This is a genomic window from Mameliella sp. MMSF_3455, assembly GCF_030733205.1.
Taxonomy (GTDB): domain Bacteria; phylum Pseudomonadota; class Alphaproteobacteria; order Rhodobacterales; family Rhodobacteraceae; genus Antarctobacter.
Map to the genome: position 1 here is coordinate 1 of NZ_JASHJL010000019.1, position 13,774 is coordinate 13,774.

14 protein-coding genes and 1 tRNA gene are annotated in these 13,774 nt (G+C 64.6%); 11 read left to right on the top strand and 4 right to left on the bottom strand.

Annotated features, from left to right (window positions below):
- Window positions 1-68 precede the first annotated feature (68 nt).
- Window positions 69-1,247, bottom strand: a complete 1,179-nt coding sequence (locus tag RBB42_RS14880) for an acetyl-CoA C-acyltransferase family protein (protein ID WP_305970154.1) — start codon at window positions 1,245-1,247, stop codon at window positions 69-71.
- Window positions 1,248-1,379: 132 nt separating this feature from the next.
- Here RBB42_RS14880 and RBB42_RS14885 point away from each other — a divergent pair, with 132 nt between their 5' ends.
- Window positions 1,380-1,688, top strand: a complete 309-nt coding sequence (locus RBB42_RS14885; RefSeq protein WP_305970155.1) for an EthD family reductase — start codon at window positions 1,380-1,382, stop codon at window positions 1,686-1,688.
- 18 nt (window positions 1,689-1,706) lie between these two features.
- On the opposite strand, the gene RBB42_RS14890 is transcribed toward RBB42_RS14885, so the two are convergent.
- Window positions 1,707-3,047 carry a mechanosensitive ion channel family protein gene (locus tag RBB42_RS14890; RefSeq protein ID WP_305970156.1) on the bottom strand — a complete coding sequence of 447 codons (1,341 nt, stop codon included), beginning with the start codon at window positions 3,045-3,047 and terminating at the stop codon, window positions 1,707-1,709.
- 110 nt (window positions 3,048-3,157) lie between these two features.
- On the opposite strand from RBB42_RS14890, the gene RBB42_RS14895 reads away from it, so the two are divergent.
- Entirely contained in the window at window positions 3,158-4,117 is a 960-nt protein-coding gene (locus RBB42_RS14895) for a PLP-dependent cysteine synthase family protein (protein ID WP_305970157.1), read from the top strand.
- 104 nt (window positions 4,118-4,221) lie between these two features.
- Here RBB42_RS14895 and RBB42_RS14900 read toward each other — a convergent pair whose 3' ends face one another.
- Complete coding sequence (locus RBB42_RS14900; RefSeq protein WP_263281699.1) at window positions 4,222-4,344, bottom strand: hypothetical protein; 123 nt, start codon at window positions 4,342-4,344, stop codon at window positions 4,222-4,224.
- A gap of 557 nt (window positions 4,345-4,901) precedes the next feature.
- On the opposite strand from RBB42_RS14900, the gene leuC reads away from it, so the two are divergent.
- The 4 genes from leuC (at window position 4,902) to RBB42_RS14920 (ending at window position 9,090) form a co-directional block, all read left to right on the top strand.
- A complete protein-coding gene (gene leuC, locus RBB42_RS14905) occupies window positions 4,902-6,320 on the top strand; it encodes a 3-isopropylmalate dehydratase large subunit (RefSeq protein ID WP_305970158.1) in 1,419 nt (472 codons plus the stop codon).
- A gap of 12 nt (window positions 6,321-6,332) precedes the next feature.
- The gene (gene leuD / locus RBB42_RS14910; RefSeq protein ID WP_306043723.1) at window positions 6,333-6,938 is read left to right on the top strand and encodes a 3-isopropylmalate dehydratase small subunit; all 606 of its coding nucleotides are present in this window, start codon (window positions 6,333-6,335) and stop codon (window positions 6,936-6,938) included.
- A 386-nt stretch (window positions 6,939-7,324) separates the two neighbouring features.
- Window positions 7,325-8,146 carry a hypothetical protein gene (locus RBB42_RS14915; RefSeq protein WP_371931832.1) on the top strand — a complete coding sequence of 274 codons (822 nt, stop codon included), beginning with the start codon at window positions 7,325-7,327 and terminating at the stop codon, window positions 8,144-8,146.
- 23 nt (window positions 8,147-8,169) lie between these two features.
- Window positions 8,170-9,090 carry an endonuclease/exonuclease/phosphatase family protein gene (locus RBB42_RS14920; RefSeq protein ID WP_305970160.1) on the top strand — a complete coding sequence of 307 codons (921 nt, stop codon included), beginning with the start codon at window positions 8,170-8,172 and terminating at the stop codon, window positions 9,088-9,090.
- Here RBB42_RS14920 and RBB42_RS14925 read toward each other — a convergent pair.
- On the bottom strand, window positions 9,026-9,964 hold the full coding sequence (locus RBB42_RS14925) for a Rossmann-fold NAD(P)-binding domain-containing protein (protein WP_305970161.1): 939 nt from the start codon (window positions 9,962-9,964) through the stop codon (window positions 9,026-9,028). The genes RBB42_RS14920 and RBB42_RS14925 overlap by 65 nt on opposite strands.
- Before the next feature lie 78 nt (window positions 9,965-10,042).
- Between RBB42_RS14925 and RBB42_RS14930 the strand changes: the two genes are divergently transcribed.
- The 5 genes from RBB42_RS14930 (at window position 10,043) to RBB42_RS14950 (ending at window position 13,768) form a co-directional block, all read left to right on the top strand.
- A complete protein-coding gene (locus RBB42_RS14930; RefSeq protein ID WP_305970162.1) occupies window positions 10,043-10,942 on the top strand; it encodes a LysR family transcriptional regulator in 900 nt (299 codons plus the stop codon).
- Window positions 10,943-11,014: 72 nt separating this feature from the next.
- Window positions 11,015-12,118, top strand: coding sequence for a 3-isopropylmalate dehydrogenase (leuB, locus tag RBB42_RS14935; protein WP_306043724.1), 1,104 nt, complete (start codon window positions 11,015-11,017; stop codon window positions 12,116-12,118).
- Window positions 12,119-12,189: 71 nt separating this feature from the next.
- A complete protein-coding gene (locus tag RBB42_RS14940; protein WP_305970164.1) occupies window positions 12,190-12,573 on the top strand; it encodes a hypothetical protein in 384 nt (127 codons plus the stop codon).
- 99 nt (window positions 12,574-12,672) lie between these two features.
- Window positions 12,673-13,647, top strand: a complete 975-nt coding sequence (locus RBB42_RS14945; protein ID WP_305970165.1) for a DMT family transporter — start codon at window positions 12,673-12,675, stop codon at window positions 13,645-13,647.
- 44 nt (window positions 13,648-13,691) lie between these two features.
- Window positions 13,692-13,768 (top strand) — tRNA-Pro (locus tag RBB42_RS14950).
- Window positions 13,769-13,774: the final 6 nt, after the last annotated feature.

The following is a 13,774-nucleotide window of genomic DNA, read 5'->3' on the forward strand; positions in this document are numbered from 1 at the left end:
CCCCCCCCCCCCCCCCCCCCCCCATACTTGGCTTTGATCTTTTGTGCGACGACTTGTGGTCGGTTCCGTCAGATCCGCTCGATCGCCAGCGCGATGCCCTGACCGCCGCCGATGCACATGGTGATCAGCGCCCTGGATCCTCCGATCCGCTCCAGTTCATGCAGCGCCTTGACCGTGATGATCGCGCCCGTCGCGCCGACCGGGTGGCCCAGGGCGATGGCGCCGCCGTTGGGGTTCACCTTTGACGGATCAAGCCCCAGTTCCTTGTTCACGGCCAGCGCCTGCGCCGCGAAGGCCTCGTTCGATTCGATCACGTCGAAATCGCTTGCCGTCAGGCCGGTCCGCTTCAACAGGGCCTCGACCGCCGGGACCGGGCCAATGCCCATGACCTCGGGGCGCACACCGGCATGAGCATAGCCCAGCACCCGCGCCCGGGGTTTCAGGCCCGCGCTTTCGGCTGCCGAGGCCCGCGCCAGCACCAGCGCCGCCGCGCCGTCGTTGATGCCGCTGGCATTGCCCGCCGTGACGCTGCCGTCCTTCTGGAACACCGCGCGCAGGCCAGACAGCGCCTCCAGCGTCGTGGCCTTGGGGTGTTCGTCGGTGTCGAAGTCCACCATGTCGCGCTTCTTGCGCACCTGCACCGGCACGATCTGCTCGGCGAAACGTCCCTCGGCAATGGCCTTGGCCGCGCGTTCCTGGCTTTCCAGCGCAAAGGCGTCCTGCGCCGCGCGGCTGATGTCATGTTCCGAGGCGACATTCTCTGCCGTCACGCCCATGTGGCCGGTGCCGAAGGGGCAGTTCAGCGCGCCCAACATCATGTCCAGCGTCTTGACGTCGCCCATCTTGGCGCCCCAGCGCTGATCGGTGATGGCAAAGGGAGACCGCGACATGGCCTCGGCCCCGCCGGCCAGCGCGAAATCCGCGTCCCCCAGCATCAGCGACTGCACCGCCGAGACGATCGCCTGAGCGCCCGACCCGCAAAGCCGGTTGACGTTCATGGCCGGGGTACTGTCAGGGATGCCTGCCTGCATTGCCGCCACGCGGCTAAGGTACATGTCGCGCGGTTCGGTATTGATGACATGGCCGAACACCACATGCCCGATCTGCCCTCCGTCGACGCCCGCACGCTCCAGCGCGGCCTGGGCCGCCACTGTCCCGAGGTCAATGGGCGGCGTGCCTGCAAGGCTGCCGCCGAACGTGCCGATGGCGGTGCGCGCACCGCTCAGGATGACGATATCTTCGCTCATGGTCCCCTCCTGAATATGGGGGGACTATGCGCGTGCGACATGGGTTTGTCAGCCCTCAGGGCGGGTTTGCAAATTGAGACGTAACGGCACGCCACTTGTGGTAAACCGGACGAACAACTGGGAGGAAGCGCAATGGCCAACAGCGTTCAGGTGCTCTATCCGGCCACGGAGGGCACTCATTTCGACCATGACTACTACGTCAGCACGCACCTTCCGATGGTGACCGAGATCTGGGGGCCCTACCTCAAGACCGCCCTTGCCACCAAGGGGTTGTCCGGCGGGCCAGACACGCCGCCCGGCTTTCATGCCATCGCGACGCTGGTGTTCAAGGATGGCGCCGCGTTGAAAGAGGGCATGGGCAAGGCGCAGCCGCTGTTGGACGACATTCCGAAATTCACCGATTGCCAGCCACAGATGCTGGTCGGCGAAGTGATCGGCTGAAGCTCCCGGTCGCGTGTGTCAGTCGATGACTGGCGGGGCCGGGCCCTCATCCTTCAGCACCCGCACCTCGCGCTGCGGGAAGGGGATCGAGATGCCGTTGGCCTGGAAGGCGTCCCAGAGGGCGAGGTAGACGTTGCCCCGGATATTGGTCAGCCCGCCCGTGGGGTCGGTGATCCAGAAGCGCAGGACATAGTCCACCGAGGAATCGCCAAAGCCTATGATGTGGCAGACAGGGGGCTTGTGGCTGAGCACCCTGTCGACGCTTTGTGCGGCGGCAATGGCGATGCGGCGCACCTCATGCGGGTCGTCCTGGTAGGAGGTGCCGAAATGGATGTCGAGCCGCACGAAATCATTGGAATGCGACCAGTTCACCACCTGCCCGGTGATCAGGTCCTCGTTCGGGATCAGGTATTCCCGGCCATCGCGCGTGACCACGCTGACATAGCGCGCGCCCAGTGACTCGATCCAGCCAAAGGTCTCGCCCAGGCTGATGACGTCTCCGGGCTTGATCGACTTGTCGAGCAGGATGATGATGCCGGACACGAGGTTGGACACCACCTTTTGCAGGCCAAAGCCAAGGCCCACGCCGATGGCGCCGGACAGCACCGCCAGGCCGGTCAGATCCACCCCCACCGATTTCAGCGCGATGAAGAAGGCAGAGCCGAACAGGATCACCTGCAGGACCTTGACCGCCAGCACCTGCATCGAGGGGCTGATCGCGGTGTTCCGCCGGATCGAGGCCGCCGAGGCACCCGCCATCAGCCGGGCCAGGGCCAAGAGCACTGCCATGCTGACAACGGCCTTGATGATCAACCACATCGAAAGCCGCGTCTCTCCCATCGTGATGGCAATGGATTCCAGCGTGCTTTCCGCCTCGTCGGTCCAGCCGAGGATCGACAGCGTGGCCCAGGTCCAGGCGCCGTAGCGGACCACCACGCCCAGTGCCGGGTTCGCGATCAACCGAGTCGCGAAAGCGATGAACAGCCAGGCTGTCGACAGGTTCGCCACCACCCGCAGCAACAGCGACCGGTATGACCAGGTGAGTTCCTTCATCACCAGGAAAGCGATCCAGATCATCGCGACGAACAGCATCATCCGCATCCGTCGCTGCACGATCAGGCCGATCCGCAACCGCCATTTCGGCCAGTTCTCGCGGCTGCGCAGCCATTCGGAATAGCGCGGTCGGATGAGGGCACGCAGAACCCAGGCCAGCAGGAAGACGGCGAGAATGATCCCGATCTGGTAGGTGGTCCAGGGCCGCATGGCCTGTCGCCACAGCAACTCGCCTTCGGCCAGCAGGAATTCCCAGAGGCCGATCAGCGCCTCGGGGTCCAGCGGCAGCGGTTCCTGTGGGTCCATGTCACCTTCCGTCGGTGCGGGTTCGGGCAGTCAAAGACTATTGCAAAGGGGGCACCGTGCAACCCTCTGGCTTGCTTGACTTGTGGCCGAGGGCGGCGCAGCTTCGCGCCATGATCCTGAATTCTGCCATCGAGGCTATCGGAAACACGCCGCTTGTCGACCTCACCCGCGCCTGCGCGGCGCTTGGGGTCGAGGGCCGCATCCTGGCCAAGCCCGATTTCCTGTTGCCGGGGTTTTCCAAGAAGGACCGGGCGGCCCGCGCCATCATCGAGGCGGCGCGAGACGCGGGCGCGTTGCAGCCCGGGCAGCCGGTGGTCGAGCTGACCTCGGGCAACATGGGCACCGGGCTGGCCATCGTCTGCGGGATCCTGGGCCATCCCTTTATCGCGGTAATGAGCCGGGGCAACTCGGTCGAACGGGCACGCATGATGGCGGCGCTGGGCGCCGAGGTGGAGCTGATCGATCAGGCGCCGGGCAGTACGCCGGGCCAGGTCTCGGGCGCAGATCTTGCGCGGGTCGAAGAGGCGGCGCAGCGTATCACGCGGGACCGAGGCGCCTTTCGTGCCGATCAGTTCGGCCATCCGGGCAACCCCGCGGCGCATGAAACCGGCACCGGGCCGGAGTTCTGGACGCAGTCCGGGGGCGTGATCGAGGTCTTTGCGGATTTTGTCGGATCCGGCGGGACGCTGGCGGGCACGGCGCGGTTTCTCGCCCCCAGGGGCGTGCGTTGCTATGCGGTGGAACCTCGCGGCGCCGAGGCCATCGCCGGCGGTGATACCACGCAGCCGGATCACCCGATCCAGGGCGGCGGCTATGGCATGGCGGACCTGGTGCATCTGCGGGACGCCCCGTTGTCGGGAACCCTGTCCGTCAGCGGCGATCAGGCCCGAGAGCACGCCCGCCTGTTGGCACGGACAGAGGGTCTGTTTGCCGGCTATTCCTCGGGCGCGAACCTTGCTGCGGCGGCGGAACTGCTACGCGGGCCTGAACAGGGCCGTACCGTGGGGATCGTGCTGTGCGACAGCGGTTTGAAATACCTTTCGACCGACCTCTGGGCCGATGCGACCTGATCGTTCCGGCAATTCCTGAAAACGAATGACGCCGCCCCTTGGGGCGGCGCGGCGCTGGCACCCGTGGGGCCGGTCCGCCTGACAGGGCGACCGGTGTCCCGGCGTCACTCGACCAGAACGGTCAGCGGGGTGATCCCGCTTGATTCCACACGGGCCTGCACGCTGAACGCTGCCACGATCAGCACGGCGATCAGGCCAAGGTTGACGATGTTCAATGCGCTGCGCATCGGATGCCTCATTTCCTCATGCAACGGGTACGCAATGCCCCGGCACACGGATCAAGATTTTCGGAAGTCTTGCGCGGTATTTTCCCGCGGACCGCTGGAAAATGGGCCAGATCCTGTCATGCAACAAGGGGGCCGCGTCAGTTTGTCCACAGGCCGGAGCGGCCATGTGACCCTTGCCCGGCAAACCGCCGCCGCTGAATGTTTCTTTGTCATGGTGTGGACAGGCTGCCAACGTCGGGCATGCCTGGGGGTGTGTTTCACGGCGGGTCAGGAACCCTGCCGCGTATCCGCCAGGTGGTGCGAGCGGCAAGGGTCCACGTCCTTTAAGAGCGGCCCTGACGGGCGTCGGCGCTCTCTTGCGGGAATCTGTGCGAGGCTGTATCAGGCGGGATCATGAAACCCCATGTCGACAGGACAGACCGCGCGCGCTTGCGCGAACGTTTCTACGGCGCCACGCATACCGTGCTGGCCCGGCTACAGGCGCGCGCCTGAATTGCCCGGCGCGTGCCCGCGCCACCCTTCCGACAAGCCATTCGCCAATCAACGGGAGAGGACCGATGTCCCCCAAGACGCTTTATGACAAGATCTGGGATGCCCATCTCGTCCACGAGGACGAAGACGGCACCAGCCTCATCTACATCGACCGCCACCTCGTGCACGAGGTGACAAGCCCGCAGGCCTTCGAAGGTCTGCGCATGGCGGGCCGCTCCGTGCGCGCGCCGGACAAGACCATCGCCGTGCCGGATCACAACGTGCCCACCACGCAGGGCCGTGAGAATCCCGACCAGATGCCCGAGGACAGCCGCATCCAGGTGGCCGCGCTGGACCAGAACGCCAAGGAATTCGGCATTCACTATTACCCTGTGTCGGACATCCGTCAGGGCATCGTGCACATCGTCGGCCCCGAACAGGGCTGGACCCTGCCGGGCATGACAGTGGTCTGCGGCGACAGCCACACCGCCACGCATGGCGCTTTCGGCGCGCTGGCACATGGCATCGGCACGTCAGAAGTCGAGCACGTCCTGGCCACCCAGACGCTGATCCAATCCAAGTCCAAGAACATGAAGGTCGAGATCACCGGCAAGCTGGCGCCCGGTGTGACCGCCAAGGACATCGTCCTGCGCATCATTGCCGAAACCGGCACCGCCGGCGGTACCGGCTATGTCATCGAGTATTGCGGCGAAGCGATCCGCGACCTCTCGATGGAAGGCCGCATGACCATCTGCAACATGGCCATCGAAGGTGGCGCCCGCGCTGGCCTGATCGCGCCGGACGAAACCACGTTCGAATACGTCAAGGGCCGCCCCCACGCGCCGAAGGGCGCCCAGTGGGAAGCCGCGCTCAACTGGTGGAAGACGCTGTATTCGGACGATGACGCGCATTGGGACAAGGTGCTGACCATCCCCGGCGAGTCGATCGAACCCACCGTGACTTGGGGCACCTCGCCCGAGGACGCGCTGCCGATCTCGGCGGTCGTTCCCGCGCCCGACAGCTTCAAGGGTGGCAAGGTTGCCGCGGCACAGCGGTCGCTGGACTACATGGGCCTCAAGCCCGGCACGCCGCTGACCGACATCCAGATCGACACCGTGTTCATCGGTTCCTGCACCAATGGCCGGATCGAGGATTTGCGCGCCGCTGCCGAGGTCGTGAAGGGGAAAAAGATCAAGGACGGCATGCGTGCGATGATCGTGCCCGGGTCGGGCCTTGTCCGTGCGCAGGCCGAAGAAGAAGGCCTGGCCGACATATTCAAGGAGGCGGGTTTCGAATGGCGCCTTGCAGGCTGTTCCATGTGCCTCGCCATGAACCCCGACCAGCTGTCCGAGGGTGAGCGCTGTGCCTCCACCTCGAACCGCAACTTCGAGGGCCGCCAAGGCTACAAGGGGCGCACGCACCTCGTGTCGCCCGCCATGGCCGCTGCTGCCGCGCTGACCGGTCACCTGACCGATGTGCGCGCGCTGATGACCGAAAACGCCTGAGGATCCTGACCGATGGAAAAGTTCGAAAAACTCACCGGGATCGCGGCGCCCATGCCGCTGGTCAACATCGACACCGACATGATCATCCCCAAGGTCTTTCTGAAGACCATCAAGCGGTCGGGTCTCGGCGTGAATCTCTTCGACGAGATGCGCTATGACCGGCAGGGCAACGAGATCCCCGATTTCGTGCTGAACCAGCCGCAGTACCGCGAAACGGAGATCCTTGTCGCGGGCGACAACTTCGGGTGTGGTTCCTCGCGGGAACACGCGCCCTGGGCGCTCAAGGATTTTGGCATCAAGGCGATCATCTCGACCTCATTCGCCGATATCTTTTACAACAACTGCTTCAAGAACGGCCTGTTGCCGATCAAACTGCCGCAAGAGGCCGTGGACGTGCTGATGAAGGACGCCGAAAAGGGTTCCAACGCGCGCATGATCGTCGATCTGGAGGCACAGACCGTCACGACCTCGGACGGCGAGAGCTTCAGCTTCGAGATCGATCCGTTCAAGAAGCACTGCCTGCTCGAAGGCCTGGACGACATTGGCCTCTCGATGGAAAAGGCGCCCGCGATCGACGCCTTCGAGGCGCAGGCTGCGCAGGCACGTCCCTGGGTCTGATCCCGAGACTCTCGCCCCCGCCGCGGTCCGTGGCGGGGGCGTTTCCGGCTCTCCCAAGGGCCGTGATCGCCACACTCGCTAACGCCGGGTTAATGGATGGCCCGAATTTCGGGCAGGCCTCTTGTGGCAGTTTTTTCTTTTCCCCCAAGATATTGCGGTGTGTTCTTAACGCGCCTTTTTTGTGCCGCAGAATTGATGCAATCCCGCACCAGTGACTCCCCGAAAGGGACATGAATCTGAGCAAGCCTCCCTTGAATGCTTGAGCGATCCGGGGGAAAGGGGCAAAACTTGGGCAAGATTGAGGCAACCCGTCTTCAAGCGCGGGCTCGGGATGGAACAAGGGCGCGGCATCGTATCGCTCCCGTCCGGAACGAAAGGGCAGAACTGTGATCACGCGAATGGTGGCCGCCGGGGCGCGGGCATTCCTTGTTGTATTGCTCGTGGCGACGCCTGCGTTGCTGATGCCCGGAACCCGTGCCGAGACCACCCAGATCATAGCACTGATCGGCCTCGTGGCCGCCATCCTGACCCTCGTGGAATACTTGGCCGACGCGCCCTCGCTGATCGAATTCCGCTCGGCCCCGCCGTTCAATCGCATCCGCTTCTTCTCGCTTGCGCTGACGGTAATCCTTTTGACGCTGATCTGCCGCGGCGCGGTCCTGCCCTCGCCTCTGACAGACGGTCTGATTGCCTTTGGCCGTGGGATAGGAGAGGCGATGGATTTCTCCTTTTCGCCCGTGCACCTGATGCTGCTGGCGGTACCTGGTGAGGGCATGATCGAAGAGATCCGCCCGCTTGCGGGGCTGGCCTATGTCATTTCCCTTGTCACCATCCTGGTGTTTGTGGCGCTTGTGCGGATCCTGAACTGGCCCCTGGGGCGCGGTGCCTTCAATTTCTGGATCAACCTGCCGCTTTATGATCCCACCGCCGGTGGCGACATCCTGCGACGACTGCGCCGGGACAGCCACGTTAACGTAGCCTTAGGGTTCCTGCTGCCATTCTTGATTCCGGCGCTGCTGAAGGCCGCCGGGGTTCATGTGACGACCTTGTCCTGGGCCGAACCGCAAACACTGATCTGGACAATGAGCGCATGGGCCTTTTTGCCGGCAAGCTTGATCATGAGGGGGGTTGCGCTGATGCGCATCGCCGACCTGATCGAGGAAAAACGCCGCCGCGCCTACGCGCAGGCGGATCTGCAGGCGGTCTGATCCTCTTTTTCAGCTACATCCTGGTGGCTTGGGCGGCCTGTGCCGACCCGGTGCGCCTTGCCACCTGGCACGGCGATTTCAGCCGCAAGGGACCGGGACTGATGCTGGCGGACCTGGAAAAGGCGCCGCCTGACCTGTCGCCGATTCTTGCGACTGGTCCGGACATCCTGCTCTTGACCGACATCGACTATGACGCCGGACAGGCCACGTTGGGAAAACTGCGTGACCTTCTGTTGGACCAGGGACTGCGCTATTCGCATCTCTTTGCCCTGCGGCCGAATACGGGAATGGCGACGGCGCTGGACATCGACGGCGACGGCTACCGTGGCGGTCCGCGCGATGCGCAGGGGTTCGGATGGTTCGCAGGGCAGGGCGGGATGGCTTTGCTCTCGCGCTATCCGGTGGAACTTGGGGCCGATCACTCCGCGCTCTTGTGGAAGGACGTGCCTGACAGCGCGATTGCCCCCGACGATCCGGCCCAGGACGTGCAGCGCCTGTCCAGTTCAGCACATTGGGCACTGCGCGTGGCAACGCCCGAGGGCGGGCTGACTTTGCTGACACTGGCGGCAACCCCCCCGGTCTTCGACGGCCCCGAGGATCGGAATGGGCGTCGCAACCGGGATGAGGTTCTGCTTTGGACCCATGCGCTGGACGGCAAGTTGGGGTCCGTTCCCGACGCACCTGTCGTGGTGATCGGAAACCTCAACCTTGATCCCGCACGCGGCAATGGTCTGCAAGCGGCCGCGCGCCGGGTGCTGGAACACGCGCGCCTGCAGGATCCGATGCCCGATGCGGAAACCGTGACCTGGGACAGCACGGGGCCGATGCGGGTCAGCTATGTCCTGCCGGACCGGCAACTGTCTGTCATCGACAGTGGCGTCACGCCACCGTCGCCGGATCTTGGCCCGCATGGCCTCGTCTGGGTCGATCTGACCCTGCCTTGAGGACCGGCGCCACGGCAGCGGCCAGTGCGTCGTCCACCGGGGTCGATCGAAAGTCCGGCAAGAGCGCGTCGAAACTGTCCTTGGTCAGGTGATGCGGCTTGTCCCAGAGATAGCGCATTTCGACCAGTTTCGCGCCAAGGGGCCAGACCAGCGCAGCCAGGCGGACGGGCCACCACGCCATGCGCTTGACCCGCACCTGGCGTTTCAGGGTGCCACCGATCAGACCGGCCATGTCCTGCCCGGTCAGCGTATATCCGGGGAAATTCACTTCGGCGAACCGAGGCAACATCTCGCGCCGCTCCGCCAGGGCCACGGCGGCGCGGGCCATGTCGGGCAGGAAGGCCCAGGCATGCGGTACGGCCGGGTCGCCGGGATAGGTCAGCACACCCTTTTTCAACGAGGGCGCCATCTGGAGGTCGAACCAGTTGCCCGAAGCCGCGGTGTCCAGGAAATCCCCGGCGCGCAGCAGGATCACGGGGATGCCCGCGTCGCGGTAGGTCTGTTCCATCTCGATCCGTACGCGGCCCAGGGGGTTCCGCGCCGCATGGGGGACACCGGGGTCAAATGCCTCTGGCGCATCCTTGCCGAAGACATAGACATTGCCGGGAACGATCACCGTCGCGCCCGAGGCACGCGCCGCCGCGATCACCTGTTCGGTCAGACCCGGAACCTGCGTGGCCCAGTCTGTGTAGGCCGGGTTCCAGCCATTCACGATGATATCCACCCCCCGCGCCGCTTGCGCCAGGTCGTCCTGCCCGCGGTCGAACAGCGTGACCCGCCAGCCCGCGTTCCAGAAAGCCTCTGCCGCGTGACGTCCGAACCGCCCGCTGCCGCCCAGGATCAGCACATTGCCCGTCATCTGACGATCCTCCATCTGACATGCCACCCATGGTGCCTCATTCGCCAGATTTGAGGAATTGCCAGAATCCGCATCTCATGTATTCATGAATGAATGGATGCAATTGTCACCAAGCTTGACTGGTCGCTGGTCCAGACCTTCCTGACCGTGGCCGAAACCGGGTCACTGTCAGAGGCAGCACGACGACTGGGGATCTCGCAACCTACCGCTGGGCGGCAGGTTCGTCAGATCGAGACCACTCTGGGGTTGGAATTGTTCCGCCGCCAGCCGCGCGGACTCGCGCTCAGCGACGCCGGCGCCGAGTTGTTGCCCCATGCAAGGAGGATGGCCGAAGGGATGCGGGGGCTCAGCCTTGCGGCCGCAGGGCGGGCAGAGACACTCTCCGGTCCCGTGCGGATCACCGCCAGCGTCTTTACCGCGCAATACCATCTGCCGCCGATCCTTGCGAAATTGCGTGAGGCGGAACCGGAAATCAGCATCGAGCTGGTCCCCACGGACCGGTCCGAGAACTTGTTGTACCGTGAGGCGGATATCGCCGTCCGCATGTACCGTAGCGAACAACTGGACATTGTCACGCGCCACTTGGGCGACTTGCCGCTGGGGATCTACGCGGCGAAATCCTATATTGCGCGCCGGGGTCGGCCGGACACCTTCGAGGCGTTCCTTGACCACGACCTGGTTGGGTATGACCGCTCTGACCTGATCCTGCGCGGCATGCGAGAGATGGGTGTGGACGCGCAGCGGGACTGGTTTGCCACCCGCACCGATCACCACCCCGTCTATTGGGAGTTGATCAAGGCAGGCTGCGGGATCGGCTTTGCCCAGCGCAGCATCGGTGACGACGAACCGCTGGTGGAACGGGTGCTGCCGCAGATCCCGCTGCCGAGTCTGCCGCTCTGGCTGGCCGCGCATGAGGCGGTCCGGAACACGCCGCGACTCCGCCGCGTCTGGGAGGCGCTGGCCGAGGGCCTTTCGGTTCATGTCGGGCCGTAACAAGCGGGGTGATATTGACCAGAGTGCCCTCGCGCGCTACGGGCCTGACGTCACGAATAGGAGAGCCCGACCATGTCCAACCCTTCGCTTCTCATCCTGCCGGGCGACGGCATCGGCCCCGAGGTCATGGCCGAGGTCCGCAAGGTCATCGACTGGTATGGCGCAAAGCGCGACCTGGCCTTCGACGTGTCCGAGGATCTGGTGGGCGGCGCGGCCTATGACGCGCACGGAATGCCGCTGCACGATGATACGATGGCCAAGGCGCAAGAGGTGGACGCGGTTCTGCTGGGTGCCGTCGGCGGCCCGAAATACGACGTGTTGGATTTCAGCGTGAAGCCCGAGCGCGGCTTGCTGCGCCTGCGCAAGGAGATGGACCTGTTCGCCAACCTGCGCCCGGCCCAGTGCTTTGACGCGCTGGCGGATTTCTCGTCGCTGAAACCGGACGTGGTTGCGGGCCTCGACATCATGATCGTCCGCGAGCTGACCAGCGGCATCTATTTCGGCGAGCCGCGCGGAATCATCGAGGAAGGCAACGAGCGAGTGGGCATCAATACCCAGCGCTACACCGAGTCGGAAATCGACCGCGTGGCGCGGTCCGCGTTCGAACTGGCCATGAAGCGCGACAAGAAGCTGTGCTCGATGGAAAAGGCCAACGTCATGGAAAGCGGTGTGCTCTGGCGCGAGGTGGTGACCGAGGTGGGCAAGGACTACCCCGAGGTCGAGCTGAGCCACATGTACGCCGACGCGGGCGCCATGCAGCTGTGCCGCTGGCCCAAGCAGTTCGACGTGATCGTGACCGACAACCTGTTCGGCGACCTGCTGTCCGATGCCGCCGCCATGCTGACCGGCAGCCTTGGCATGCTGCCCTCGGCCAGTCTTGGCGCGCCGATGGCCAATGGCCGCCCCAAGGCGCTGTACGAGCCGGTGCATGGGTCCGCGCCCGATATCGCCGGTCAGGGAAAGGCGAACCCGATCGCCTGTATCCTGTCTTTCGCGATGGCGCTGCGCTACAGCTTTGACCTCGGTGACGAGGCGACGCGCCTGGAACAGGCCGTGGAAAAAGTGCTGGCCGACGGTGCACGTACCGCGGACCTGCTGGGCGAAGAAGGGGTCGATCCGGTGTCGACCAGCCAGATGGGCGACGCCATCGTCGCCGCTCTGGACGCCTCGCTGTAAGAAATTTCCCTCTCGACAGGGATGCTCGGGCCGGACAGGATCATCCTGTCCGGCCCGAAAGGTTTCTGCCCATGATGCGTCCCGCCTTGATCGCCTGCCTGCTTGCGTCGCCCCTCGTCGCCGAAGAGGTCCAGATCCTGCCCGACTATTCCGATTTCCGTGCGCCCCCAGCCCAGGTGACGGACATGCCGATGTCCCTGGTCCAGGACCTGGTCCTTGGGTTTCCGGGTGAAGGTGAGGGGCTGCCCCGGTTGGAGCTGACCGCAGAGATCACGGACGGACGGCTGATCATCGAGGTCTCGGAGGACGGCCTGGCCGATGATTCGACCCGAGCCCTTCAGCGCCGGTTCGAGTTCGTCCGCGCCGATGGCGGGTGGCAGCTCGTTGCCTTCGGTCATCGTCAACGCTGTAGGCGCGGCAACAGCGACGGCTGGACGGACCAGCCCTGCCCCTGACCGGGCGAAGATGCGCCTGTCCCCCTTGCGTTCCGGGCGCAATCATCCTGTGATAGCGATAACACGCGGTGCCAATTCACTCAGCATTACGGATTCCGGATGTCTCATAACGCCAAAGGCGCCCTTTTGGCGCTGCTCGCTTTCGGGGTGTTCTCGCTTCACGACGTCATCGTGAAGTGGCTGGGGGCCAGTTACAGCCCGGTCCAGATCGTCTTTTTCAGCGGGCTGTTCTCCTTTCCGCTGGTGACGCTGCTCCTGATCCGCGAATCGCAGCCCGGGACATTGCGCCCGGTACATCCCTGGTGGCTGTTGGTGCGGACCCTGTCCGCAGTCGCTACCGGCCTGTCGGCTTTTTACGCCTTTTCCGTTCTGCCCCTTGCGCAGGTCTATGCGATTCTCTTTGCCGCCCCCCTGCTGATCACGCTGCTGGCAATCCCGATCCTGGGCGAACAGGTGGGCCTGCGCCGCGGCATTGCGGTGGTCGTCGGCCTCTGCGGCGTTCTGGTGGTTCTGCGTCCGGGGACCACCGAACTGAGCCTGGGACATTTGGCGGCGCTGGTCGCGGCCTTTGCCAGTTCGCTGGCCTCGATCATCGTGCGCAAGATCGGCCATGACGAACGCAGCGTCGTGATGCTGCTATACCCGATCCTGACCAATTTCATGATCATGGGCGCGGCTTTGCCTTTTGTCTACAAGCCGATGCCGGCCCTGGAACTGGGCGGGCTGGCGTTGATGTCGGTCATGGCCTTTGCGGCCTCGGCGCTGGTCATCATGGCCTACAAGGCGGGCGAGGCCGTGGTGGTTGCCCCGATGCAGTATTCGCAGATTCTCTGGGCGGTCTTCACCGGGGCGATCTTCTTCAACGAGTACCCTGACGCTTGGACGGCGGCGGGTGCGGGAATCATCATCGCCAGCGGCACCTACATCGTGCTGCGGGAGGGCGGAAAATCCTCGACCAACCGCCCGGTGCTGCGGTCCCGGACCCGGTTCGAGACGGGGATGGTGCCCCGTGTGCGATTTTTCAGGAAAGACCAGGCGGCACGCGCGAAAGACCCGCAGCAAGCGCACGATTGAGCCTTGCCAAAGCCCCGGCGCTGGGCTATCCCGCCCGCCACGGTCGGAGTGTAGCTCAGCCTGGTAGAGCACTGTCTTCGGGAGGCAGGGGCCGGAGGTTCGAATCCTCTCACTCCGACCAATTTGA